The 21,930-nt window shown below is 57.6% G+C and carries 19 protein-coding genes; 2 read left to right on the top strand and 17 right to left on the bottom strand.

Annotated elements, in window-relative coordinates; genetic code table 11:
* Window positions 1-4: 4 nt before the first annotated feature.
* From AC1EKG_RS08450 to AC1EKG_RS08380, 15 genes are all read right to left on the bottom strand, one after another.
* On the bottom strand, window positions 5-1,801 hold the full coding sequence (locus AC1EKG_RS08450) for an alpha/beta-hydrolase family protein (RefSeq protein ID WP_239181585.1): 1,797 nt from the start codon (window positions 1,799-1,801) through the stop codon (window positions 5-7).
* A 114-nt stretch (window positions 1,802-1,915) separates the two neighbouring features.
* Window positions 1,916-2,623: an LmeA family phospholipid-binding protein gene (locus AC1EKG_RS08445; RefSeq protein ID WP_004807740.1), complete on the bottom strand. Its 708-nt coding sequence runs from the start codon at window positions 2,621-2,623 to the stop codon at window positions 1,916-1,918.
* Window positions 2,624-2,639: 16 nt separating this feature from the next.
* The gene (locus AC1EKG_RS08440) at window positions 2,640-3,827 is read right to left on the bottom strand and encodes an ROK family protein (protein WP_040315396.1); all 1,188 of its coding nucleotides are present in this window, start codon (window positions 3,825-3,827) and stop codon (window positions 2,640-2,642) included.
* Between the two features lie 91 nt (window positions 3,828-3,918).
* Window positions 3,919-4,215 carry a ferredoxin family protein gene (locus AC1EKG_RS08435; RefSeq protein ID WP_004807744.1) on the bottom strand — a complete coding sequence of 99 codons (297 nt, stop codon included), beginning with the start codon at window positions 4,213-4,215 and terminating at the stop codon, window positions 3,919-3,921.
* Complete coding sequence (locus tag AC1EKG_RS08430) at window positions 4,216-5,514, bottom strand: FAD-dependent oxidoreductase (RefSeq protein ID WP_481067820.1); 1,299 nt, start codon at window positions 5,512-5,514, stop codon at window positions 4,216-4,218.
* A gap of 4 nt (window positions 5,515-5,518) precedes the next feature.
* Window positions 5,519-6,385: an electron transfer flavoprotein subunit alpha/FixB family protein gene (locus AC1EKG_RS08425; RefSeq protein ID WP_048706389.1), complete on the bottom strand. Its 867-nt coding sequence runs from the start codon at window positions 6,383-6,385 to the stop codon at window positions 5,519-5,521.
* A 19-nt stretch (window positions 6,386-6,404) separates the two neighbouring features.
* Window positions 6,405-7,163 carry an electron transfer flavoprotein subunit beta/FixA family protein gene (locus tag AC1EKG_RS08420; protein WP_048706394.1) on the bottom strand — a complete coding sequence of 253 codons (759 nt, stop codon included), beginning with the start codon at window positions 7,161-7,163 and terminating at the stop codon, window positions 6,405-6,407.
* 210 nt (window positions 7,164-7,373) lie between these two features.
* Window positions 7,374-8,003 (bottom strand): MBL fold metallo-hydrolase, encoded by a 630-nt coding sequence (locus tag AC1EKG_RS08415; protein WP_231288203.1) that lies wholly within the window; start codon window positions 8,001-8,003, stop codon window positions 7,374-7,376.
* On the bottom strand, window positions 8,003-9,322 hold the full coding sequence (locus AC1EKG_RS08410) for an MFS transporter (protein ID WP_004807755.1): 1,320 nt from the start codon (window positions 9,320-9,322) through the stop codon (window positions 8,003-8,005). Before AC1EKG_RS08410 ends, AC1EKG_RS08415 begins: the two co-directional genes overlap by 1 nt.
* Window positions 9,323-9,357: 35 nt before the next feature.
* Window positions 9,358-10,233: a MaoC/PaaZ C-terminal domain-containing protein gene (locus AC1EKG_RS08405; RefSeq protein WP_004807757.1), complete on the bottom strand. Its 876-nt coding sequence runs from the start codon at window positions 10,231-10,233 to the stop codon at window positions 9,358-9,360.
* A 14-nt stretch (window positions 10,234-10,247) separates the two neighbouring features.
* Window positions 10,248-11,783, bottom strand: coding sequence for an AMP-binding protein (locus AC1EKG_RS08400; protein ID WP_004807758.1), 1,536 nt, complete (start codon window positions 11,781-11,783; stop codon window positions 10,248-10,250).
* A 33-nt stretch (window positions 11,784-11,816) separates the two neighbouring features.
* Window positions 11,817-13,028, bottom strand: coding sequence for an L-carnitine CoA-transferase (caiB, locus tag AC1EKG_RS08395; protein WP_004807760.1), 1,212 nt, complete (start codon window positions 13,026-13,028; stop codon window positions 11,817-11,819).
* A gap of 10 nt (window positions 13,029-13,038) precedes the next feature.
* Window positions 13,039-14,172, bottom strand: coding sequence for a crotonobetainyl-CoA dehydrogenase (gene caiA / locus AC1EKG_RS08390; protein WP_004807763.1), 1,134 nt, complete (start codon window positions 14,170-14,172; stop codon window positions 13,039-13,041).
* Window positions 14,173-14,183: 11 nt separating this feature from the next.
* The gene (locus AC1EKG_RS08385) at window positions 14,184-15,152 is read right to left on the bottom strand and encodes an alpha/beta hydrolase fold domain-containing protein (protein WP_004807765.1); all 969 of its coding nucleotides are present in this window, start codon (window positions 15,150-15,152) and stop codon (window positions 14,184-14,186) included.
* Window positions 15,145-16,485, bottom strand: a complete 1,341-nt coding sequence (locus AC1EKG_RS08380) for an MFS transporter (RefSeq protein WP_048706399.1) — start codon at window positions 16,483-16,485, stop codon at window positions 15,145-15,147. Before AC1EKG_RS08380 ends, AC1EKG_RS08385 begins: the two co-directional genes overlap by 8 nt.
* An 898-nt stretch (window positions 16,486-17,383) precedes the next feature.
* Between AC1EKG_RS08380 and AC1EKG_RS08375 the strand changes: the two genes are divergently transcribed.
* Complete coding sequence (locus tag AC1EKG_RS08375) at window positions 17,384-18,757, top strand: sn-glycerol-1-phosphate dehydrogenase (protein WP_004807770.1); 1,374 nt, start codon at window positions 17,384-17,386, stop codon at window positions 18,755-18,757.
* Window positions 18,758-18,765: 8 nt separating this feature from the next.
* The gene (locus AC1EKG_RS08370; protein ID WP_004807772.1) at window positions 18,766-20,433 is read left to right on the top strand and encodes a ribulokinase; all 1,668 of its coding nucleotides are present in this window, start codon (window positions 18,766-18,768) and stop codon (window positions 20,431-20,433) included.
* Between the two features lie 61 nt (window positions 20,434-20,494).
* Here AC1EKG_RS08370 and AC1EKG_RS08365 read toward each other — a convergent pair whose 3' ends face one another.
* Together AC1EKG_RS08365 and AC1EKG_RS08360 are read right to left on the bottom strand one after the other, a co-directional pair.
* Window positions 20,495-20,794, bottom strand: coding sequence for a sulfurtransferase TusA family protein (locus tag AC1EKG_RS08365; protein ID WP_004807773.1), 300 nt, complete (start codon window positions 20,792-20,794; stop codon window positions 20,495-20,497).
* 14 nt (window positions 20,795-20,808) lie between these two features.
* Window positions 20,809-21,867 (bottom strand): YeeE/YedE family protein, encoded by a 1,059-nt coding sequence (locus AC1EKG_RS08360; RefSeq protein ID WP_004807775.1) that lies wholly within the window; start codon window positions 21,865-21,867, stop codon window positions 20,809-20,811.
* Window positions 21,868-21,930: the final 63 nt, after the last annotated feature.

The raw sequence follows: 21,930 nt of genomic DNA, 5'->3' as shown, positions 1-21,930 counted from the left end.
ACGGCTAGTTGGCGCGCAGGGCATCCAAGATTTGCTTGTCAGTGGCGCCGCCTTGACCTATGGCGCGGCCGACAGAGCCTTCCTGGGTAAGTGGGGAGGTAGTAGCCCCAATTGCCCCTGGCAACCCCAGGAGTGAGCGCCAGTACGCCAAGTATTCGCCTTGGTAGTTGTGGCCGTGCCCCGGTTCGGTTTCTATTGCCAACGGCAGTTCTGCGGAAAGCTGCGTGAAGGTGACAAACCAGTGCCACCGCAGGTGCGAATCCACGTCGTGGCCGGCGTCTTCGCGCATCCAGTCCGGTTCCGCGGTCCAGATCGGAAGCTCCCAGCGGGTGACCGGGTCGGAAGCGTGCTGGGCGTAGATAGTGCGCGGGTAAGACCACCTGCCAAGCTCGCGGCCATAAATGTCGGTGGCAAGTTCTCCATGAGAAGTGACCACCCTAATGTGGCGGCCGTTGTCTATTACGGGGGCGATTTGAGGGCTGCCATGGGTGCGCGCCCTCTCTAGATTCACCCGCTCCGGCGTGAAGGCCGGAGTTCCCGCCCATAGCTGCCCGCTCACTAGGGAAACCAGATGGCGCCCGTGGGCAGTCTTTGACAGTTCGGTGAGGGCGGCCAGCCCAGAGTAGGCGCCCAAAGATTCTCCCGACAGGTACACCTTCGGGCGCTTATCCTTGGGCAGGGTGGATACTTTCTCGAGTACCGCGCGCACGAGCGTGGTCCCCGCCCTCTTCACTTCGTCTTTGTTGGCCAGGATCTGCACCCACGAAGGGTTGTATGAATACTGCATCGCGGCGGTGGCGCAGTTGCCGCCAGTGACGTATTCGAAGGCGCCCGGATTCCAGCTATTCACCCAGCCGGTGCCGGTCGTGGTGATGACGGCCAGCACGGGACGCTCAAAGGCGCCGGTGCGTTCCAGCTCGGCTACTACGGCACGGGCCGTTTCTGCCACGTTTTTGTGTTGCGCCACCGAGGCGTAGGCGCGAATTGGCTGCGTGGCGGGAAGCTTCGTCAGCTTGCTTATTTCACTTTTCGAGGGCGTGTGTGCGACGTAGGCGCGCCCTTCCTTTCCCAGCAGGTTCCAGTCCTCATTGGAGGTGACTGACCCCGACACCAGTTCCGAGGTGGGCCGGGAAGCGTTGGGGTAGGTCTGTTTGTTTAGTTCCGCCGCCTGTTTTGAGGCCCATCCCAGTCCACCGCGAATCACCCCGCCGTATAGGACAAGTGCAACCACGGTAATGACCAGCACCCACCCGGCCAGGCGCGCGAGCGGCAACGGCAGCCGGGACCCAAAGCTCTTGATTAGCTTCACGGTTAGCTGGTGTACCAGGCTGATGAGCTGCAAAATGCCCCACGCCAGGGCTGCTCCCAGGGCAAGTTCCAGCAGGTAGATTATGACGCTCGGTTTTTCCATACCGGTCAAAGACGCCGTTTTTATTGCTGCCCGATAGTTCATCACAAAACCCCAGGTAGCCAGCGCTAATAGACCTGCGGAGACGATCCAGGCGAGCAGTCTGAGGACGCGTTTTTCTACCACTACTTGCAGCGCCAGCGCCCTGGCTATCCAGTAAACAATGGAGCCCAGCAAGGCCCCGAAACCGTATCCGAAAGCAGAACAAATCCCAATTGCGACGGACTGGGCCCAGGGTGGTTTCACGAGTAACAGGGGGGCCGTAACTACGAGCGCCACATTCACGGCAGCAATTAGCCCGACCACCGAAGCGGGCAACAAACGTGCATAGTCGCCGAACGCCAACTGACGCACGGACTGCCGCTCAGGATGCGGACCAAAAGAAACGAGCACGCTTTTCCCCAAAATCCCGTATTTACTCTGCCAATACCAGGATAAAGGTTTTTCATCCACACTCGCTTCTACCCACACCACCACCCGTCGTCCTAGCTGCGAGGGCGCCAGTAACTACTGCAAGTGAAAATCTGAAAGCTGCCCCGACAATTGCACGCCGCCCTTGACCGGTCGGATCGAATCAATCGTGGTTCCCGCCGGCAAATCCGTCAGCGGCAGCGGACCCAGCGTAGTCTCCTTATCCCCGCCCAATTGCCCGGAATAGCCCCAAAGATTCATGTCTACGCCGTGCACAACAAATTCAATCTGCGGCTTATTGTCGCTGGTGGGCTCTGCGGCGCGGATGGTTAGCTTCCCAGTAACCTGCACTCCCATAACCTTGCTAGTCAGACGGATCTGTTCGCCGTCAGTGTGCACCTGGGCGGGGATGTCCTTTGCCTGCAACACCTTCTGTATTTGTTCGTCCGGCAGCAAGAAAACATAGCTGGCGTGACGTACCTGCGTTTCAGGTTTATACGCCAACCCCTGCGCCTGCACCTTCAGATCGCGCAAACTAATAGTCGTGCGCTCGTCCCCGGAAAGGATGGGCACTTTCACTTCGCTGGCGGTAAGAGTCGCGTCCTCGACACGCGTGCGCACCAGGTTTTGCAAAGCCGGAAGATCGTGGATTTTCACTTTCGGGTCAACCGCCCCGTAGTCCTGCAGTTTCGAGGCCCCAACGCTCTGCGCAAAATACACGGCTCCCCGGTCGGCACCTATGGCCAGCACCGCAACCAGCACTAGCAGTCCCAACAGGGCCTTCCACGTCGAATTCTTGGCCATAACAAACCCTTTCGGACTACTGGGAGGCTTTTTCTACCAAACGTCTGATCCAATAATCGATCGCAACCGCACCCGCGCCCGCAGCCCAATTAGCGTAGCCACCCTTGCGAACGTGCACGCGAATCGGGTCAATGTTTGGCCCCAGAAATTCGGCAAGTTCCTTTTCGAATTCCATTTCGGGCCATTCGGCAATAGCCGCCAACGTCCCACAGATCACCACGTCAGACACCATTGCTACTGACGAAACGACCGTTACCGCCTTGTGGAGGGCATGTTCAAAACCGCACAGGATCTGGGTAAGTGCCGGATCCTTGGCAAGCAGTTTTTCGCGCAGCAGCGCAATGAACTCTTCAGTATTCAGATCCTTCTGCGCCAGATCGGGTTGCGCCCACGCCACTCGTGACCGCAGCGACTGTACCGTCAACGCGGTAGAGACGCAGCCGCGATGCCCCAGCGTGCAGATGCCAGACCCACCGGACAGGGGCATGTGCGCGATGCGCTGGTGCCCGCCATCGTCACTGGAAAGCAATTTGCCAGAACGAACCAGAGCGTGCCGTACCGTAGCCCCGGTAGTCAGCACAGCAAAGTCATCTACTTTCCGCCCAATGCCAAACCACAGTTCCCCCTGCGAAAGCGCATCCGAATCATTCGAATACCACAGCGGGAACAGGCGCGGTTCAACGTACTGGGAGAGGTCAATCTGTTCCAACCCCAGCGAGGGCGCCGAAGTAACGTAGCCGTCCCGATCGACAATGCCGTCGAGGGCGACCACCGCCGCCTCAATGGTTTCGTTAGCCCCAGCCGCCTCGGCAGAGCTAAGCAATTCGTCAACCACCTTGCCGATTGCCTGCGGCGTAGACATGTCAGCGTGCTCGGCGTGACTGTAGCGGGTGCGCCCGGTTGAATCCACGAGCGCGACCGTGGCGCCGCCCTCGTAAAGAAGAACGCCCGCGAACAAGATGCCTGCACGGACTCGCATATTGGTTACCGGCCGGCCCAAAGTCTTCGAAGCTCGGTCTTCGCCCCGATCCAGCTCCGGCTTAGACTTGGCCTCTTCAGCTATGCCCAAATAGATCAGCTGCTTAGCGATACGTGTCAGGGAAGCGGGGGAAAGCCCAAGAGCCTTGGCAAGTTCCAAGCGCCCCAGCGGACCACGACGCACAATCTCGTGGGCAACTAGGATTGCTGACTTATCGACTGCCACTTGCTCCCCACTTTCTGGCACCACAGTGCCCTAGCCACATAAAAAGCTACCCATCCCCATTAAAGGAGCCGGGTCTAGTCTATCGACTTAGTTAGCCTTCGCGGAACATGATCCCCATAGAGGACTGCGGGTAATGCCAGGTCAAAGCGCCAGGAGCAGCTACCGCGCGACAGGTGCCACATTCGAGGCAGGCCGCGTATTCGACCTCAATGTCTCCGTTTTCCGCTTCGGAGTACACATGCGCAGGGCAAATGCGAACCAGCAGCTTGCCAGTGCCCGTGGCCTTCGCAATCTCCTGATTTACCTCAATGTGCGGGTTACCTTCGTCTACTTCGTACACGTTCCTGGCCAGGCGGTCCGGAACGGTTCCCCCAATGTATTCTTCCATTTACATCGACCTCATACCTTGAACGGCGATCTTGGCTAGCTTGGTTAGTTTCAGCGGCGATTCCTTGAACGCATCCCACGCGACCTTCACCAGGTGCTTGCGCGGGGTGAGGTCGTGGTTGTAAACGCCGTACAGGACGTTCGCCACCAGTTCACCGACCTCGCCGTACATTTCGTCGTTTTCCAGAAATTCTGGCGCGCCTGCGTAAGTCTTCATATCCTTGCCGACAAACATGGATTCGTATTCGGTGATGTAGGCGCTCAGCGCTTCCTTCGAATAGTCCTTCTTGTCGAGGGCGGCGAGCACGGCTCGGGCTGCAGCCTGCGCGCTACCAGCAGCTAGGTCCATGCCGCGAACAGTGAAGCCGGTGTTCAGAGTGAATCCAGCGGCGTCGCCGATAACAATAAGGCCGGGGTGGACCAGGTCGTGCTGCATCTTGGATCCGCCTTCAGCTACCAGGTGGCAGCCGTACTCGAGCAGTTCCCCATCCTTGAGGAACGGCGCGATTGCGGGGTGGGAAAGGAAGTGGTCGTGCAGATCAGAAGAGACCTTGCCCTTCTTCTCGATGTCATCGAGGCGCGCCACAATACCGATGGATACGGATTCCTTGTTGGTGTACATGAATCCGCCACCTGCGACGCCCTCGGTGCAATCGCCCACGATGGCGTAGGCGGCACCCTCGTCCTCGTTCAGGTTGAAGCGTTCGCGAATGCGATCTTCCCCAAGCTGGATGACGGACTTGACGCCCACCGCCAGGTTCTCTTTAGGTTCGCGATCGCGCAGCCCCTCGTCCTTGCTGATGAAGGAGTTGACGCCGTCAGCCGCAATAATCACGCGCGCCTTCAGTTCGTCCTCACCAGCGCGGACGCCAATGTAACGTCCATCTTCCTTGACCAAAGAGTCGACCTTGATGCCAGGCATCACGGTCACGCCCGCTTCTTCGCACTGCTGCGAAAGCCACGGATCGAACTTGGCCCGTAGGACGGTCACCGCATTCACAGGTTCGGCTAGACGCCCATCCCAGTAGTCCACGTTGACGAAAGATTCCTTGTTCAAGAAGGAAATGCAGTTACGCGTAATCTTTCGTTCAATCGGGGCTTCTTCAATGAAGTTAGGGAAGATTTCCTGCATTACGCGGCAGTAAAAAACACCGCCGGACAGGTTCTTCGAACCCGGTTCCACACCGCGCTCAATCAGCAGGACTTCCTTTTCCTGGCTGGCGAGCAGGTAGGCGCAAACCGCACCCGAAATTCCGCCACCGATGACGATGGCATCAAAGTCGTACTCTTCTTCGGTCATTTATTTATCGAACTGCCTCAGTTAGGGCCGGCAACACTTCGTAGAGGTCGCCGACGATTCCGTAATCTGCCTTTGCGAAAATAGGAGCGTCCTTGTCGGAGTTGATCGCAACAACGAGCTTGGAGCTATCCATACCAGCGGTGTGCTGGATCTGGCCGGAAATGCCGACTGCCAGGTACAGGTCTGGCGAGACGGACTGGCCGGACACGCCAACGTAGCGGTCGCGGCTTAGCCAGCCGGAACCTTCAGCAACCGGACGCGAGCAAGCAATTTCTGCTCCGAGCGCGCCTGCCAGATCGCGGGCGAGCTGCAGGTCTTCTTCTGCCTTGAAGCCACGGCCGACGGAGACGATCTTGCGGGCGTCGCCCAGGTTTGCCTGAGCTGCCGAAGATTCTGCCACTGCGGTGACCTTGGCGTCGTAGCCGGAGAAGGCGACCTCTTCAGCTGCGGCATCGCCAGCAGCGTCGGCTCCACCTTCGGCGATGAACACGGCCACGCCGGAGTAGGTGACGGTTTCGGTCGAGATGCCGCCGAAGCGCGACAGCTTCGCCTGGCAAGCCCCAATTTCCAGCGGGGAGGTGAGCAGCGGAGCGTTCAGCTTGGCAGCAACGGCGCCAGCCAGCACCTTTTCGACCGGGCGGGAAGCAGCGAGCACAACGTCGCCAGCTTCTGCGGTGATTGCTTCTGCCACTGCGGGAGCTGCAGCTTCTGCGGGGACGCCCTCGGCGAGGGCGACGTTCAGGACCTTGTCCGCGCCCGCAACCTTGACGTCACCCACGGTGACGACGGTGACGGAGCCGGCGGCAGCCTTACCGAGTTCGATCAGCTTTGCGACGTGAGATTCCGCCGCGATAACCCATGCGTTTGCCATTTTTGACTAAATCCTTCCCTTACAGAACGCCCTCGGAGCGCAGTGCTCCAACAAGTTCGGCGACAGCTTCTTCACCGGTGTAGACCTGGTTCTTGCGGTCCTTAACAGCCGGCTTCTCGGTGCCGGTAACTTCGACCTCGACGGGTGCTGCAGAAACTGCGTCAGCAGCAACAACCTCGACGGGCTTCTTGCCTGCAGCCAGAATGTCCTTCATGGAAGGCACCTTCACGGGAGCTGCGTCGGTGGCCACAGAGACAACCACGTTGCCGCTCACGGTCAGGGTGCGAGTGCCGCCGCCAACAGCCTGGACGATTTCGTAACCGCCGTCGGCCGGGGTAATCGAGACGACTTCCTGGAAGCATGGCCAGCCTAGGTAGCCTGCAACCAATGCACTCATGACGCCGACGCCCTCGTCGATGGAGGAGTCACCAGTCAGAACAACTTCAGCCTCTGCCTGCTTGGCCAGTTCGGCCAGGGCGGAAGCAATCTTTGCGCTGTTCCACGAAGTGGTGGCTTCGTCGGAAAGGATTAGGCCACGATCGAGGCCCTTGGACATGGCGTTCTTCTTTGCCATGGACGAAGACAGGTTCTTGCCACCAACAGAGATGCCAACCAGTTCTGCCCCGGCGGCTTCTGCCAGCTTGCGACCGACCTCAACGGCTACGGGATCGTAGTCGGAGACGGCAGCCTTGGCGCGAGACCAATCGACGGACCCATCAGAACGGACGTTAGCGTCCTGGGGGTTTGCCGCATATTTATACGCAACCGCAACAGTCATCTAATATTCCTCCTCCAGGAATAGTGAATACGCATTTGTTTGCTACCCACAATCCAACCGCAGCAGTGTCTATTTTTAATAGGACTTTCTCCCTAAAAATCACAATTTCTTTTTATTTCTTTGTGGAAATATTAGAAATAGTTTCTGCAGGTGAGAGGCCAATTTTGCACCGTTAATATGGTTTTCTAGAGGAAGATTCGACGCTTTATTTCAGTAGGTAAAAGAGCTTAGGAAGGGATTCAAGCGTTGTTCGACCTCCATGGTCGTGGCGGGACCGTGCCCCGGCAGTACCGAAAGGGCGGGATTAAGCCCTGCCAGCCGCTTGCAAGTCTGCCGCATCGCGGCCGCGTCTCCCCGCACAAAATCGGTTCTTCCTACAGAGCCCGCAAATAGCGTATCACCAGTAAATATGATGCTATTTTCGGTATCCAACAGACAGATAGAACCGGGGGTGTGCCCCGGCGTTGACAACACCTGCAAAGTGGCATCGCCCCACTGGATCACTTCGCCCTCGCGAAGACCGGTGCATGGAACATCAACCTTGTAGAAAGTGCCGTCGTCGTCGGATCCTGACAGGTGCGGATCAGCCACCCCGGCAACGTCGTCCTCGCCGACCATTACCGGTATAGAATAGGCCTCTACCAGCTCGTTTATTGCGCTGATGTGGTCTGAGTGGCAGTGCGTAACCACAATGCCGACCGGATTCCTCCCCTGCAACTTATGTAGAAGCAGATTTGCGTTATCGCCCGGATCAATAATTAGCGTTTCATTTTCACTAATTAAGAAATAGCAATTAGTTTCGTAAGAACTTACAACATGCTTTTCAATGCGGTACATCATTACCTTCTCTCGACGGAGCTGGCTGCCGCCAGAGTGAGCCCCTTTGTTTCGGGGGCAAACAGTATCGACACTAGGGCCCCAAGCGCGGATATGCCGGCGCCCATCAGCATAACGGCCTCAATGCCCCGGGTACTGATAAGTCCCGGAAGCAAATAGATCGAAAAGACCGTGCCGATTCGAGAGAAAGCCATTGCCACTCCCATGGCAGACGCGCGCACTTGGGTTGGGAACAGTTCGTTTGGATAGAGCCATTGCAGGTTTCCGGGGCCACCGGAACAGATCGCATAGATACCAAAGCAAGCAATGACGACGGCAATAGGCGCACCCTTATACCAACCCAACACGGCCATAGCAGCTGTCATCAGCAAAAACGAATAGATAATTAGGGGGCGCCGGCCCAGCCATTCAGCAAGGAACATCGCGGGGATCGTACCCAGCAAGAAGAAGGTTCCCACTATCGATTCGCCAATCAGGATGCCCCTGCCAGAATCGAATCCGAAGGCTCCCATGATCTGGGGACCGTAGGTGTAGATGGCAAACATTGGGATTGCCTGACACAGCCAGATAAAGCCCACGAAAAGGATGCGTTTTAGATACACGCCCTTGAAAATTTCGCCAAAGCGGGTGCGCTCGGAGGGTTCCTCCTCGAGTACCACCCAATGGTCGAAAATGTCGTGCAGAATCTGATCGGCTTCCTCTTTGCGCCCCTTCGAGTACAGCCACCTGGGCGATTCTGGGATCGACCAGCGGCCTACCAAAATGATTATGCACGGAATTAGCGAGGACGCCAGTGCCCACCGCCATCCGTTACGCCATTCAAGCACCAGGTATCCGACCAGGTAAGACACGTTTGCGCCCACGTACCACACGGCCGCAATAAAGCCCATCGATATTGCTCGATACCGCCGTGGGGTGAACTCGGCAATCATTGAGGTGGCTATCGGGTAATCCGCTCCGATCGCAACTCCGATCAGGAAGCGTACGGCGATCAGTTGGATCGCATCGTGCACAAATAAGTTCCCAATCGAAAGGGCGGCAATTGCTAGTACGTCGATGACGAACATTTTGCGACGCCCCAGTTTATCGGTCGCCCACCCGCCAAGGATGGCCCCGACAAACAGACCGGCCAGGGCGATCGTCCCGATCGCCCCGACCTGCGAGTCTGTTAGATGCAAGTCGGGCACCATCTTCACCATAGCGATGCCGACGACGCCGAGGACGTACCCCTCTAGAAAGGGGCCGCCCGACGAGAAGAGGGTGACACGCCGCAAGAAGGGAGTAACTCCCAGATCATCCAGTAATACTGCCTCTTTCGCCATGCGTGTCCCCCTCTTTAGTCGTGACTAATTTGGATTTACCGGTATTCGATGATGCCCCAGTTCAGGTGCGGTTTCGCGCCTGTCTTTTCGAAATCTTCGTCAACTAGGCGGAAGCGCAGCTCGCCCTCGCCCACCTTCCACAGCTGGGTCTTCAGGACGGTGCCAGGGTGGACCGGAGAGGTGATACGGGTCTTGAAACGAGTAATGCGCTCGGGCTCGCCCGGCACAAACTGGTTGATGGCGTGGCGCATGACGACGCCCGCGTAAGAAATAGCGTGCAGAATCGGACGGGGCTCACCGTTCTTGGCGGCGTAATCCCAGTCGATGTGCTGCGGGTGGTAGTCCCCGGACAGGCGGTAGATTAGCGCCTGGTTCTCTGGAATGCGCTCGCTAATTTCGTAATCGGGTTCGCGATCGGGCATGTCCACCAGATCCTTCGGAGGCTTGGGGCCACCCCAGCCGCCGTCATAAATCAGGCAGTCCCAGGATTCGTTGGTGAACAGCAGGTTGCCATCCGAATCGTAGGTGTCGCCAATGTGCTGTGCTAGCAGCCCGCGGCCTTCGCCACGGTCGTACAGGCCCTCAAGCTTCACCTTGGTCTCTAGGTGATCGGACATCTTGGTGATGGGCTGGTGGAACTTGATGTCAAAGCCCCAGTGCAGCGACCCTGCGTAGTTGTAGCCGTAGTCGATCGTACGAGTGACTTCGCTGTCTACGATCAGCATTGCGCCGAACATGGGCAGCACCTTCAGTTGCGGGTTCTGCGGATCCTTTTCGTTGATGTATTCGAGGCCGTCTTTGCCGTCGATACCCGCACCGCACCCAAGGGCGAACAGTTCCAGATCACGGAACGTGTAGTCGCGAGTGAAGGGACCAAATGTTTGCCCGACCATATCAGTGTTAATAGCCATGGCATTCCTTTCTTTTAGTTACTTGGCACCAATAGATGCTTCAGGAGTTTTCCGTAGGCTCCACGCGGCAAAGCCTTGCGGAACTCGATTACGGAAGGAACTTTGAACGAGGCCAGATTGGCCGCCGCATAGGCCGAAATTTCGGCCTCGGTAATGTTCGACCCGGGAGTCAGTACAAGTACCGCTTTCACGGCCTGGTCGCGCACCGGATCGGGCACTCCCACTACTGCCGCTTCTGCAATTCCCGGCATTTCTTCGAGAATGTTTTCCACTTCGGTAGTGGAAATGTTTTCGCCACCGCGCTTGATCAGATCGATGTGGCGGTCAGCAAAATAGAACCACCCATCCTGGTCGCAGGAACCAAAATCACCCGTGTGATACCAGCCGTCCTGGTCAATCGCCGCAGCGGTTGCTTCCGGATCCTTCCAGTAGCCGGCCATCAGCGAATAACCCTTCCGGCCCCGCACCAGAATTTCCCCGCATTCGCCAGGAGGAACATCTTCGCCCTCGGCATCGACAATGCGCACCTGGTAGCCCGGGCCTACTCGCCCAATCGAAGGCCACTTGCGCGGTCCGTACGGGTAGTCGGTTATGACCCCCACCAGTGATTCGGTAGAACCGTAGTTGTTCAGCAGCGTCACGCCGAAGCGCTCCTCAAAAGCGGCCTTTTCCTTCCTAGATATAGGGAGGAAATAGTGCACCTGGCGGACCCGATGATCGCGTTCGCCCTCGGCAACCGGTTGGCGCATCATAGTGCGCACCATCATCGCCATCGACTGCACCAAAGTCGCATCATTTCGGCGCACCTGGTTCCAAAAACGCGTAGCCGAATAGCGGGATGCCAAAATCAGGGTTGCTCCCACCGTCAGCACTGGCAGCAGAGCAGAAAGTTGGAAATTCACGTGCGAAGCGCACATGGAAGTCATGTAGCGGTCTTCGTGATTCATGGCCAGCTGCCAGTTCACGTACAGACCCGAGAAGATCATGTTGGCGTTAGTGAGCATTACTCCCTTAGGCGTGGAGGTAGTCCCCGAAGTGAACATAATTTCCACGACATCCGCACTTACCGGTTCGTGCTCACTAGCCAGTTCCTCCGACTGCGCATCCCGCAAGGCCTCATATCCCGAGGGCGAACCGTCAACTACCAGCACGTCCTCGATCAATTCGTCCATGCCCGGCATCTGGTAGAGGGACGGCTGAGTAAGCAGAAGGGAAACGTCGCACGCCTTCATAATGTAGGCGCACTCTGCGGTGGTGTAGGAGGAATTCAGGGGCACGTAGATCGCCCCTATCTTGGCGAGGCCCACCAGGGCCTCCAGACATTCGGGGGAGTTGGTTAGCTGGACAGCTACCCGATCCCCCCGGCGGACCCCCCTTTCAAGGAACAGATTGGCCGCCTTGTTGGAGAGGCGATGGAACTGGGCGTAGGTGTATACCCGCCGCACGTCCGCGTCGCAGTCCTCAAAAATTAGGAAGACCTGCTCCGGATGTGTTTGTGCCTGGTATTCCACAAGGCTACGCACCGTAGTTCCATCGCCAGTTTGAAACATTATTTCACCTGCGCGGGAGACCCCGCACTCTCCTTACTCGGCAAACTTGAGCTTGCCAGATTCCTTGAATTCATTGATCTTTTCTTCGCTGAAACCAGCCCGTTCAAGCAGGTAACGAGTGTCTTCGCCCAGCTTCGGCATGGGACGCCACTGCCTGCCCGGGTTGTTCTTGAACTTCGGGAAGACGCCGATGCCCTTGATCTTCTGGCCATCTTCGTTTTCCCATTCGGTGAAGACGCCACGCTGGTACATGTGCTCTTCCTTGACAACCTCTTCGAACTCGTTGACAACTTGCGCCGCAATCTTGTGGGCGGTGAAGTCGCGCTCCACGTCCTTCTTGTACTGCGTCTTCAGGTATTCGGTCAGCTTCTGCTGGATCAGGTCGGCCTTAGGCCCGTTCAGCCACAGAGCCGAGGTGTCCTCTGGGTAGTCCTCAGTGCCCCACAACTCGCCCAGGCCGATGGTTTCGAGCAGGTACTTATTCTGCGGTACGCCGTAGACGCACAGCCCGATGTAGCCGTCCTTGCATTCCCATTCGCCGATGGCGCACAGGTTCTGGTGGCGGTTACCCGGACGCGGCCAGACAATGCCCTCGTTCATGTAGTCCATCAGGTAGTAGGACCCGATGCGCATCATGGTTTCGTACATTGCCAGGTCGATGCTTTCGCCCTGGCCGGTAGCGCGCGCCTTGTGTAGTGCGGCTAGCGAGGACGAAACAACCATTAGCGAGTTGAAGTAGTCCACCGAGTAGGGGGCAATGTTCATCGGCTGTTCCTGAGTGCCGTTCTGGGCGATGATGCCCGCGTAGGCGGCAACGGTCAGGTCGTAGGCAGCCGAGTTGACCCGTTCCGGATCGCCGTCCTGGCCGAAGCCAGAGACGTGCACGATTACCAGGTCGGGGTTGACCTCCCACAGCACCTCATCGGTGATGCCCTTGCGTGCCCACACCGGGCCCTTGGACGATTCGATGAAGATGTCCGCGTCCTTGACGAGGCCTAGCAGTGCTTCCTTACCTTCGTCGCTGAACGGGTGGATGGAGATAGAGCGCATGTTGCGGCGTTCCATTTCCTTTACCCACTTGGTGTCGCGCATGGAGTCGCCCGACCAGATGTTTTCCATCCAGGTGACGTCTGCACCCCATTCGGCCATCAGGCCGGCGGCGGTCGGAGCAGCGATTTCTACAGCCGAGAAGATGACTTTGACGTCATCTAGGGGGCCAAATGATGGTTTTTCAGTTGGCAACATGGCTGGCTCCTTAGCGGTAATCGCGCAGTGCTGCGCGGCCGGCGGTCAGGATCATCATTTCGTCGGTGCCACCGGAGACGCGGTCTACGCGCAGGTCGCGGTAGAAACGCTGGACGCGGTGTTCGCCGGTGATGCCGACGCCTGCCAGAACCTGCAGGGCCGAGTCGACGACCTCGAAGGAGGCGTGCGAGCAGTAGTACTTAGCCATGGAGCAGTCGCCGCGGCCCAGCAGACCGTTTTCCTGCTTCCAAGCAATTTCGTAAAGCATGTTGCGCATGTTGGTCAGAGCAACCTTCATGTCTGCGAACTTCTGCTGGATCAGCTGGTGACGGGCAATTGCCTGGCCACCCTGGATGCGCTGGTTCGCGTACTTGGCTGCGTCCTCGAAAGCGCAGTAGGCCTGGCCGTAGTTGGTCAGAGCCACCAGGTAACGCTCCAGATCGAAGTCCTTGACGCCACGCATGAAGGCGTTGCCCTCGGTGCCGAACAGGTCTTCTTCTTCCAGCTCTACGTTGTCGAAGTAAACCTCTGCACAGGAGTCCATGCGCAGGCCCAGCTTCTGCAGCGGTTCGCGGGTGACGCCTTCCTTGGACATGTCAACGAACCATTCGGTGTAAACCGACATGTCTTCGCTGTTGCGGGCCATGACGACCATGTAGGGGACCTTCATGGCGGAGGTCTGGAAGGTCTTGTGGCCGTTCAGGTACACCTTGCCGTTCTTGCGGGTGTAGGTGGTGCGCATGTCATCCCACGACGAACCTGCGGACGGCTCGGTCATTGCGTAGTTCAGCATCTGCTTGCCGGAACCGACAAAGGACAGGATGGTTTCCTTCTGCTTCTCGGTGCCTTCACGCAGGACCGTGTCCCAGCCGGGCAGCTGGTACAGGATGTAGGTCGGGCCACCGGCGCGACCTAGAGCTTCGTAAGCAGCGCACAGGGTGGTCCAGTCTGCGCCGAAGCCGTCATATTCTTCCGGCAGCAGGATGCGGTCAAAGCCCAGGTCACAGATGGCCTTTACCCATTCTTCGGGGTATTCATGCTTTTCGTCGCATTCGTGGAAGTAGGTCTCCCAGTTGCGGGAATTCATCAGTTCGGTGAACCCGTCAACCATGAGTTGCTGTTCATCAGTGAGCGAAAAATCCATGTTCTTTCTTTCTAGTTGTTGTGTGCGTGCTTGTTGTAAAACTTTGCTGCGGCCTCCATGCACTCCCCTGCCGCGTCAAGCAGGCGGGAGTTATGCAAGAAGCCGTGGATGACACCGGGAACCGGGTTAAATTCGGCTGCAATGCCGGCATTGGTGAGGATCTTGAACAACAGTTCAGAGTTGTCCCGAAGCGGATCCAGATCGGCTGCGGCAATGTAAGAAGGCAGGAAGCCGTCGGCCAGTTCGTTGTTGACGATCTTGAAGAACCGCTGATCTTCAGCCGGTTCCTCGCCCAGGTACTGGCCCCAGTAGTAGTCGATGTCAGCCTCGGTAAGACCGTCCCATTCGCCACCCAGCAGGCGGGCGGAAATGGAATCGTCAAGCCCGAAGTAGCCGTAGAAGAACAGATTCACGCCTAGACCCGAAACGTCCTTTTCGACCTCGCGCAAATGCAGGTACGTGCCGGCAACCAAGTTGGCCCCGCCCGAATCCCCAGCGAAAGAGATCGAGGACGGATCCAAATCCAATTCGGCCCCACGGGCACGCAGATCCTGCACCACAGCCACAATTTCCTCGACAGGCTGCGGGTAGTGCGCCTCCGGGGACAGCGTGTAGTCAACCGAGACTACGGCCGCGCCGGTCAGGCTTGCCAGAGTGCGAGCAATCCGGTTGTGCGTGTTCACCGAACCGACCGTGAAACCGCCGCCGTGCGCGAACACTATGATCGGCAGCACGCCCTCGGCAGGGTAGAAGACAGTAACCGGAACTTCGCCGTACGCAGTGGGCACGCTGTACTGGCGCTGGCTGGCCATTTCGGGGCCGCCCTCGTTCCAGAATGCCCGCTCTGTTTCGTATGCGCTGCGCAGGTCAGATAGAGACTGGTTGGTGTCAAAGGCACCGGAAGCCAGTTCTTTCTGCTTCGCCACAACCTGGCCCGTCTGTTCAGACCAGAGGGCGGGAACGTTCACCTTGTTAGGCATTTACGGCCTCTTCGACATTCTCGGCAACGGCCTCGGCGGCCTCCTGCTGTGCGTTTTCTAGCTTCGCCTTGTTGCGCGACACGTAGACCAGCAAGGCCACCGCGAACAGGGCGGCAATAACGGCCGCACCAGCCAGGATCAGGAAGATCCCGTGGTAGGCATCGTTACCCTGGGCGTCGATCATCGCTCCGAACCAGATGGATGAGAAGGAGTCAGGTAGGAAGCCGATGACCGAAAGCAACCCAGTTGCCGTACCGAAGATGGTTAGCGGCACTTTACCTTCGGTTAGCTGGGAAGAGACGACGCCGAACACGCCGTTTGCCAGGAAACCGAGGACGATCATGATGCCCGCAGCAACAAATGCCGACGCCGGCTTTGCGGGCAGAACGGTGAAGGCAACAAGGCCGGCAACCGCGACCACGGAGCCGCCGACGATAACCTTCGAGGGCGAACCCACCTTTTCGGCGATGGTGCCGAAGATGGGGCCAGACAGGAGGGTGACGCCGTAAGTACGCACGATCGACACGAAGGACACCACGCCAAGAGAGGCGCCCATTACGTCCTTGAAGTACGGGGTCGTGTAGTTGATACCGGTGTAGTAGAAGTAGACGAAGAACATGCAGCCTGCGGCTAGCCACACGACAGGGTTCTTCAGCGCGTCCAGTACTTCGCCGAAGTCGAAGGAGGACTTGGTGGGATCAATTTCGCCCTCAAACTTCGGGATGAACATGTAGGACAGTACGCCAAGCAGGCCAATGATTACGCCAAGGAAGATGAGCATTGCGCGCACACCACCGACAGTGTTGCCTGCAAACAGGGATTCGACGATCCACAGGATGACGAGGCCGACTACCAGGCCGGCGGCGCCGTACAGTCCGTAGGAGATGCCGATATTACGCGAGTATTCGTTTTCTTCCGAGATCAGGCGCACGAGCTTGAAGCGCACACCCCACCAAATCAGGATGGAGGTGATGCCCATTCCCACAAACACTATGTACAGCACTGCGATGGAGGGCAGGAAGGCGTACACGAAGGTCAGGGCTGCGGTGCCAACAAAACCGACCCAGGACAGGGTGCGTACGCGAACCTTATCGGCCACGATGCCGGAAGGAAGGTAGCAGATAGTTGCGGTGAGGGCGTAAGCCGCCAGCAGCTGCCCGATCTGCGCGTTAGAAGCGTGCAACGCCTTGATTAGCGGATCGTAGAAGACGTTCTTCAAGTAAGCGGGCGTGTAAATAATCGAGCTGCCCATTGAAACGAGCACTAAAAGAAAGATGCGGTGAAGGCGGGACAGATCCTTCACACTCTTCTCTCCTATTACGGACTTAGCCATATTTTTCCTATTCTCTAAAGCTGACCCTAGTGAGCGACTTTGCATCGGGCCTAACCAACAGTTCGGTTATTAGGACCTGATATTCCTCCGCTTGAGTGAAATTCAACCACGAGATTTTTTTGGGCTCTTACCCCTTCGTCCCTACATGCGAAAGATGGCGTCGGCCACTGCAAACCTGGTTTGTACTGGGTTTATTTATGAGAGCGAAAGAACGCGGCCGCATTTTTGCCCACCCTCGGTTGCACGGATGTGCAACCTGTGGGCATGAAAAATAATTTCTACCAAGCGGTAGTTAGTAACATTTACCCGTATAGCCATGGCAGGGAAGAGAAATTCGCGCAGTTTTTTCAATAAAAATCAGGAGTGCACTTTAAAGCTGGTCTAACCGCAGATTGCGCACCCTTCTTTTCGTCCCGGTAATTAGTGGGTCCGTTATTTCCAGCAGCGAAATAAGTAAGAGAGCAAGGCGTGGCGGCAACACCTTCCACCATCTAGCCTGCCACCTGCGGTGTTATATTTATTTTTGCGCCGAATAGGACTTATGACCCAGGTATTACGTCACAGACAACCATGTCTACTTGCGGCCCTCGTAGCTAGATATGCGCCTACACGCCTCTACATTCGGCATTCTGGTCGCAATAGTCATATTTCTCACCATAGAAATAAGAAGCTTTGCCCTTGCCGCGCTATATCCGCTGCAACCGCGCGATTGGGCGGCACGTCGCGCGAAGGGGGCAGGCTCGCCCTCCTATTTCCTGGATTCACCCATGCACAAAGGTGCGCTCGGTCGCATAGTCCTGACACTATGCGCACGGATATTGTTATTTTTAACAGTAGGTACGATTATGAATGAGACGGACAACTCACTGACCCGTTTAGACAAAGGAGACTGAACAAGATGGCAGAAGACCTGATTCAAAAAGCTCTGTCTACCGCCAAGGACACCAAGGCCATAGTTATTGGCGAGGACGTCCTGGATCAGACCGGGAAGATGTTCAAGGACCTCTTCGGTGACAAAAAGGCCCTACTGGTAGCCGACGAAAACACTTTCGGTGCTGCCGGCGAAGAAGTAGTTGCCTCGCTGGAAGAAGCTGGCGTGCAGATCATCGACCGCATGATCTTCCCCGGCAAACCCACTGTCTACGCCGATTACGACAATGTTTCGAAGGTACGTGAACACCTCAAGGGTCTAGATGACACGGTCATCTGCTCCATCGCTTCGGGCACTCTGAACGACATTTCGAAACTGGCCAGCGGCGAACTGAAACGCCCGTACATGAACGTGTGCACCGCCGCCTCGGTGGACGGCTACGCCGCATACGGGGCTGCCATCACTCGCGACGGTTTCAAGATCACCCGCGAATGCCCCGCTCCCGCCGGCCTTATTGCCGACCTGAAAGTTATTGCCAACGCTCCGGCGCGTCTTACCGCTACCGGCTACGGCGACCTGCTAGAAAAGATTCCTGCCGGCGCTGACTGGATCCTTGCCGACCGCCTGGGCGTAGAGGCGATTGACGACTACACCTGGTCCCTAGTGCAGGGGCCGCTGCGCGAGGCACTGTCCAATCCGGCCGAACTTGGATCGGGTAACCCCGCCGCTATTGCGGGACTTGCAAAGGGCAACATCATGTCCGGTCTAGCCATGCAGGCTCTTTCCTCTTCGCGCCCCGCCTCCGGCGCAGGCCACCAGTTCAGCCACACCTGGGAGATGGAAGGACACGGACTAGATTGGGAGCCGCCACTTTCTCACGGCATGAAGGTAGGCATCGGCACCGTTGCCTCGCTGGCCCTGTGGCAGGAATTTTTGGCCATGGATATCGACAACCTGGACATCGAGAAGGTTGTTGCCGCCACCCGCCCCAAGGAAGAGGTCGAAGCGCGCGTCCGCGAATACATCATCGACAAGATCGAAGACGTGGCTGTAAAGCACACCCTTAGCAAGTACCTAGAGGGCGACGCACTCCGCGAGCGCTTGCAGACGCTAAAGGACAACTGGGCAGATATTCGTGAGTCCTGCTCGAAGCAGATTATTTCGCCTGAACAGGCAATTGAAGATCTGAAGGCAGCGGGCGCTCCCTACCACCCCGAGCAAATCAAGATCGACTGGGATCGCTTCCGGAAGACCCATATTCAGGCGCAGATGATCCGTCCTCGTTACACCGTGTTTGACGTGCTGGTGGATCTGGGTGCCCTGGATTCGGTTATCGAGCACCTGTTCAGCCCTGAAGGATTCTGGGGGCAGCACCGTCACCCTGTCAATGAAGACAACTAAGGATGGAAATGGATAAGGAACATTCCTACACAATCGGGATAGACTTCGGCACTCTATCCGCGCGTGCCGCAGTGGTGCGTGTTTCGGACGGCAAAACGTTAGGTACCGCCGTGCACGCATACGAGTCCGCTGTCATGGATAAGACTCTGAGCTGCGCCGATGGGCAGGAATTGCCCGCCGATTTCGCTTTGCAGAATGCGAGCGACTACATCAGGGCGATCAAGGAAACTGTGCCCGCCGCGTTGCAGGAGGCCGGAGTCAGTGCCTCCGAAGTGATCGCCCTTGGCGTTGATACCACTTCTGCCTCAGTCGTCTTCGCTGCCGAGGACGGCACCCCGATGAGCGAGATTGAGCAATTCCGCAACAACCCGCACGCGTACGTGAAGTTGTGGAAGCATCACGGGGCGGCGGAGCAGGCGGACCGCATCCAGTCGCTAGCTGCTGAGAGGCAGGAGAAGTGGCTGGCCCGCTACGGCGGGATCATCTCCTCCGAACTACTGCTACCGAAGGCGCTGGAAGTATTCGAGAAGGCGCCCGAGGTCTACAAGGCCACAGGCGCGATTACCGACGCGATGGACTGGATCAACTGGCGTCTTACCGGCGTGCACAAGCAGTCGGCTGGACCTTCCGGTTACAAGCGCATCTACCAGGACGGCGAATACCCCTCCACCGAATACTTGGAGGCCCTGGCAGAAGGTTTCGGCGATGTGTACGAACAGAAGATGTCCGCCCCGATCGTGCAGCTGGCAGAGCCTGTTGCCGGCCTAAGTGAAGAGGCCGCAGAGTGGACCGGGCTGAAGGTGGGAACCACCGTCGTGGCTGGTTCCATCGATGCGCACGCGCACGCCCTCGGTGTGAATGCGATTGAAGACGGCGTCATGACCATCATCGCCGGCACGTCTTCGGTGCTGCTCGTTTCGGATAAGGACTTCCACTTTGTGCCGGGCGTTTTCGGCACCGTCGATGGCGGTATTTGCCCAGGCAAATGGGGGTACGAGGCCGGACAGACGGCCGTTGGGGACATCTTTGGGTGGTTCAAGGACACCTTCGTGCCCCTGCGCTACTACGAAGAGGCCGACGAAAAGGGCATCAACGTACACGACTTGCTTACGCAGAAGGCGATGGAGCAGAATATCGGCGAGCACGGCCTAGTGGCATTGGACTGGCACAACGGCAACCGTTCGATCCTGTCTGACCCCAGGTTGGCTGGCATGGTGCTGGGCAAGACACTGTCCACCCAGCCCGAGGACATCTACCGCGCCCTGATCGAGGCGTCCATCTTTGGCGGCAAGACGATCATTGACAACTTCGTGGAGCACGGGGTTGAGATCAAGGAGGTCGTCATTGCCGGTGGGCTGCTGAAGAACCCGATTTACACGCAGGGTTACGCAGACGTGACCGGGCTGCCGATTTCTATTTCCGCAACGGAGCAGGCGGGCGCGTTGGGCTCGGCCATTTTCGCCGCGGTTGCGGCCGGTGCCTACGAGGACGTGTACGAGGCTGCCGCTGCAATGGGCAAGAAGATCGAGGCCAAGTACAAGCCGATTCCCGAAAACGTTGAGGCCTACCGACCTCTGTACGAGACTTACCGGGAACTGCACGACTACTTCGGTCGCGAAAATACCGACATCATGCATAGGTTGCGGAAGATCCGCAACGAAGCGCGCTCCAAGTAGCTAAATAATGGTGAGTGGCCAGGTTCCCCCCGGATCCTGGCCACTCACTTTTTCGCAACACCTACGCTTTGCGCAAGGTGATAGTCCAAATAGCCTCTCCGAGCTGCTTGAAGTCCAGCACCTCGTGGCCCTGCGCTGCAGCCCATGCGGGAATTGAATCCGTGGCCTGCGTGCAATCGAAATCTATTTGCAGGGAATCGCCGCTGTTGATCTGGGCAATAGCCTTCTTAGCCTCTACTAGCGGGAAAGGACACACCTGGCCCACAGCGTCTAGGCGGTAGCTCTTTTCCGAACCCGTAAGAACCGGGGCGGGAGTCTTCTTGTTTTCTTTGGTGGGGAATTTTATTCCTAAAAAGCTCATGTTTTTCCTTTACTTTAAGCGTTTTCTAGAACGGGCTGAGGCTGCAGGGCGGCCCCTGCGCGGGTGTGGTTTTGGATGAACAGGCGGGCGCCCAATCCCACACCTAGGAAGGTGAACAGGAAGGCGGTCCACCCCTGCCAGCCGAACAGGGCCGTGTCTACCAGCGAGTTACCGATAGTGCATCCGCCTGCCCACACGGCACCGACGCCCATTAGCAGGCCGCCCCACACTGCCCGCACCGCCGTCCTCGCATCGGGGACGCGAACACGGAATTCGCCCGAGAGCTTGGCTGCCAGGTAAGAGCCCGGGATTAGCCCCAGAATTAACAGCACTCCCCAGTCGACGTTGCTGATGTCAGCGGTGGTCAGGAATTGGATCAGCTTGGCGGAGGGGGTGGTAATGCCGAGGCCGGCATTGCGCCCGGTGGCGCTGGACAGGGGGAAGGCTACTGCAGCGAGCAGGCCAACAAGGGTGGCAGTGAAGTAAGGGTGCCACTTCTTTTCGAATAGAAAGTGTGCTACGCCCGTCTTCTTTGCCGGCAGTGCTGCCACCTTCGGAGTGGCAGCAAGCTCGCGGATAACCAGGTATGCCACCCCTACTGCCAGAAGAAGCGAAAGCGCCCACCAGGGCACGCCTAGGGTGTCGTAGACCGTGGTTGCGTTGACGGTGGCGCCGCGCAGTTTCTTAGTTAGCCCCGCCCCTAGGCCAAACTTGAGCACCGACGACGATAGTGCGTACAGCACCAGGGCGATCCAAGAGCCGACGAGGCCCTCGCCAGCGCGGTAGTAGGTGCCGGTGGCGCAACCGCCGGATAAGACAATGCCGACGCCAAATAGGAGGGAGCCGATCGACACCGCAAAGGGCGCAAACTTATCGACTTCAGGGCTCACTATGCCAAGGCCCGCAAGCGCAACGACTATTACAGATTGCAGCGCAATTGCTAGCAAGAAGGCGTTAAACCACCTGGTAGAACGCGATAGCCACACGTCACGAAAAGCGCCGGTGACACAAAATCGGCCTCGCTGGAATATGAAACCTAGAATTAATCCTAGAATTAATCCAGAAATGAGCATAGTAATCTCCTGAATTGGGAAAGAAAGAGAAAATGGATATAGCTCCGCTAAATAAAATCGGAG

This window comes from Winkia sp. C0117E2 (assembly GCF_056590455.1).
This window is presented reverse-complemented; position numbering and strand designations above follow the sequence as displayed.

What these genes read in the sequence shown, in the direction of transcription:
- AC1EKG_RS08410 (WP_004807755.1), bottom strand. Translation starts at nt 9,322, where the DNA reads ATGGCGAAAGAGGCAGTATTACTGGATGATCTGGGAGTTACTCCCTTC.
- AC1EKG_RS08435 (WP_004807744.1), bottom strand. Translation starts at nt 4,215, where the DNA reads ATGGAAGAATACATTGGGGGAACCGTTCCGGACCGCCTGGCCAGGAAC.
- AC1EKG_RS08445 (WP_004807740.1), bottom strand. Translation starts at nt 2,623, where the DNA reads ATGGCCAAGAATTCGACGTGGAAGGCCCTGTTGGGACTGCTAGTGCTG.
- AC1EKG_RS08385 (WP_004807765.1), bottom strand. Translation starts at nt 15,152, where the DNA reads ATGCCTAACAAGGTGAACGTTCCCGCCCTCTGGTCTGAACAGACGGGC.
- AC1EKG_RS08380 (WP_048706399.1), bottom strand. Translation starts at nt 16,485, where the DNA reads ATGGCTAAGTCCGTAATAGGAGAGAAGAGTGTGAAGGATCTGTCCCGC.
- AC1EKG_RS08370 (WP_004807772.1), top strand. Translation starts at nt 18,766, where the DNA reads ATGGATAAGGAACATTCCTACACAATCGGGATAGACTTCGGCACTCTA.
- AC1EKG_RS08400 (WP_004807758.1), bottom strand. Translation starts at nt 11,783, where the DNA reads ATGTTTCAAACTGGCGATGGAACTACGGTGCGTAGCCTTGTGGAATAC.
- AC1EKG_RS08365 (WP_004807773.1), bottom strand. Translation starts at nt 20,794, where the DNA reads ATGAGCTTTTTAGGAATAAAATTCCCCACCAAAGAAAACAAGAAGACT.
- AC1EKG_RS08420 (WP_048706394.1), bottom strand. Translation starts at nt 7,163, where the DNA reads ATGACTGTTGCGGTTGCGTATAAATATGCGGCAAACCCCCAGGACGCT.
- AC1EKG_RS08430 (WP_481067820.1), bottom strand. Translation starts at nt 5,514, where the DNA reads ATGACCGAAGAAGAGTACGACTTTGATGCCATCGTCATCGGTGGCGGA.
- caiB (WP_004807760.1), bottom strand. Translation starts at nt 13,028, where the DNA reads ATGTTGCCAACTGAAAAACCATCATTTGGCCCCCTAGATGACGTCAAA.
- AC1EKG_RS08375 (WP_004807770.1), top strand. Translation starts at nt 17,384, where the DNA reads ATGGCAGAAGACCTGATTCAAAAAGCTCTGTCTACCGCCAAGGACACC.
- caiA (WP_004807763.1), bottom strand. Translation starts at nt 14,172, where the DNA reads ATGGATTTTTCGCTCACTGATGAACAGCAACTCATGGTTGACGGGTTC.
- AC1EKG_RS08360 (WP_004807775.1), bottom strand. Translation starts at nt 21,867, where the DNA reads ATGCTCATTTCTGGATTAATTCTAGGATTAATTCTAGGTTTCATATTC.
- AC1EKG_RS08405 (WP_004807757.1), bottom strand. Translation starts at nt 10,233, where the DNA reads ATGGCTATTAACACTGATATGGTCGGGCAAACATTTGGTCCCTTCACT.
- AC1EKG_RS08415 (WP_231288203.1), bottom strand. Translation starts at nt 8,003, where the DNA reads ATGATGTACCGCATTGAAAAGCATGTTGTAAGTTCTTACGAAACTAAT.
- AC1EKG_RS08425 (WP_048706389.1), bottom strand. Translation starts at nt 6,385, where the DNA reads ATGGCAAACGCATGGGTTATCGCGGCGGAATCTCACGTCGCAAAGCTG.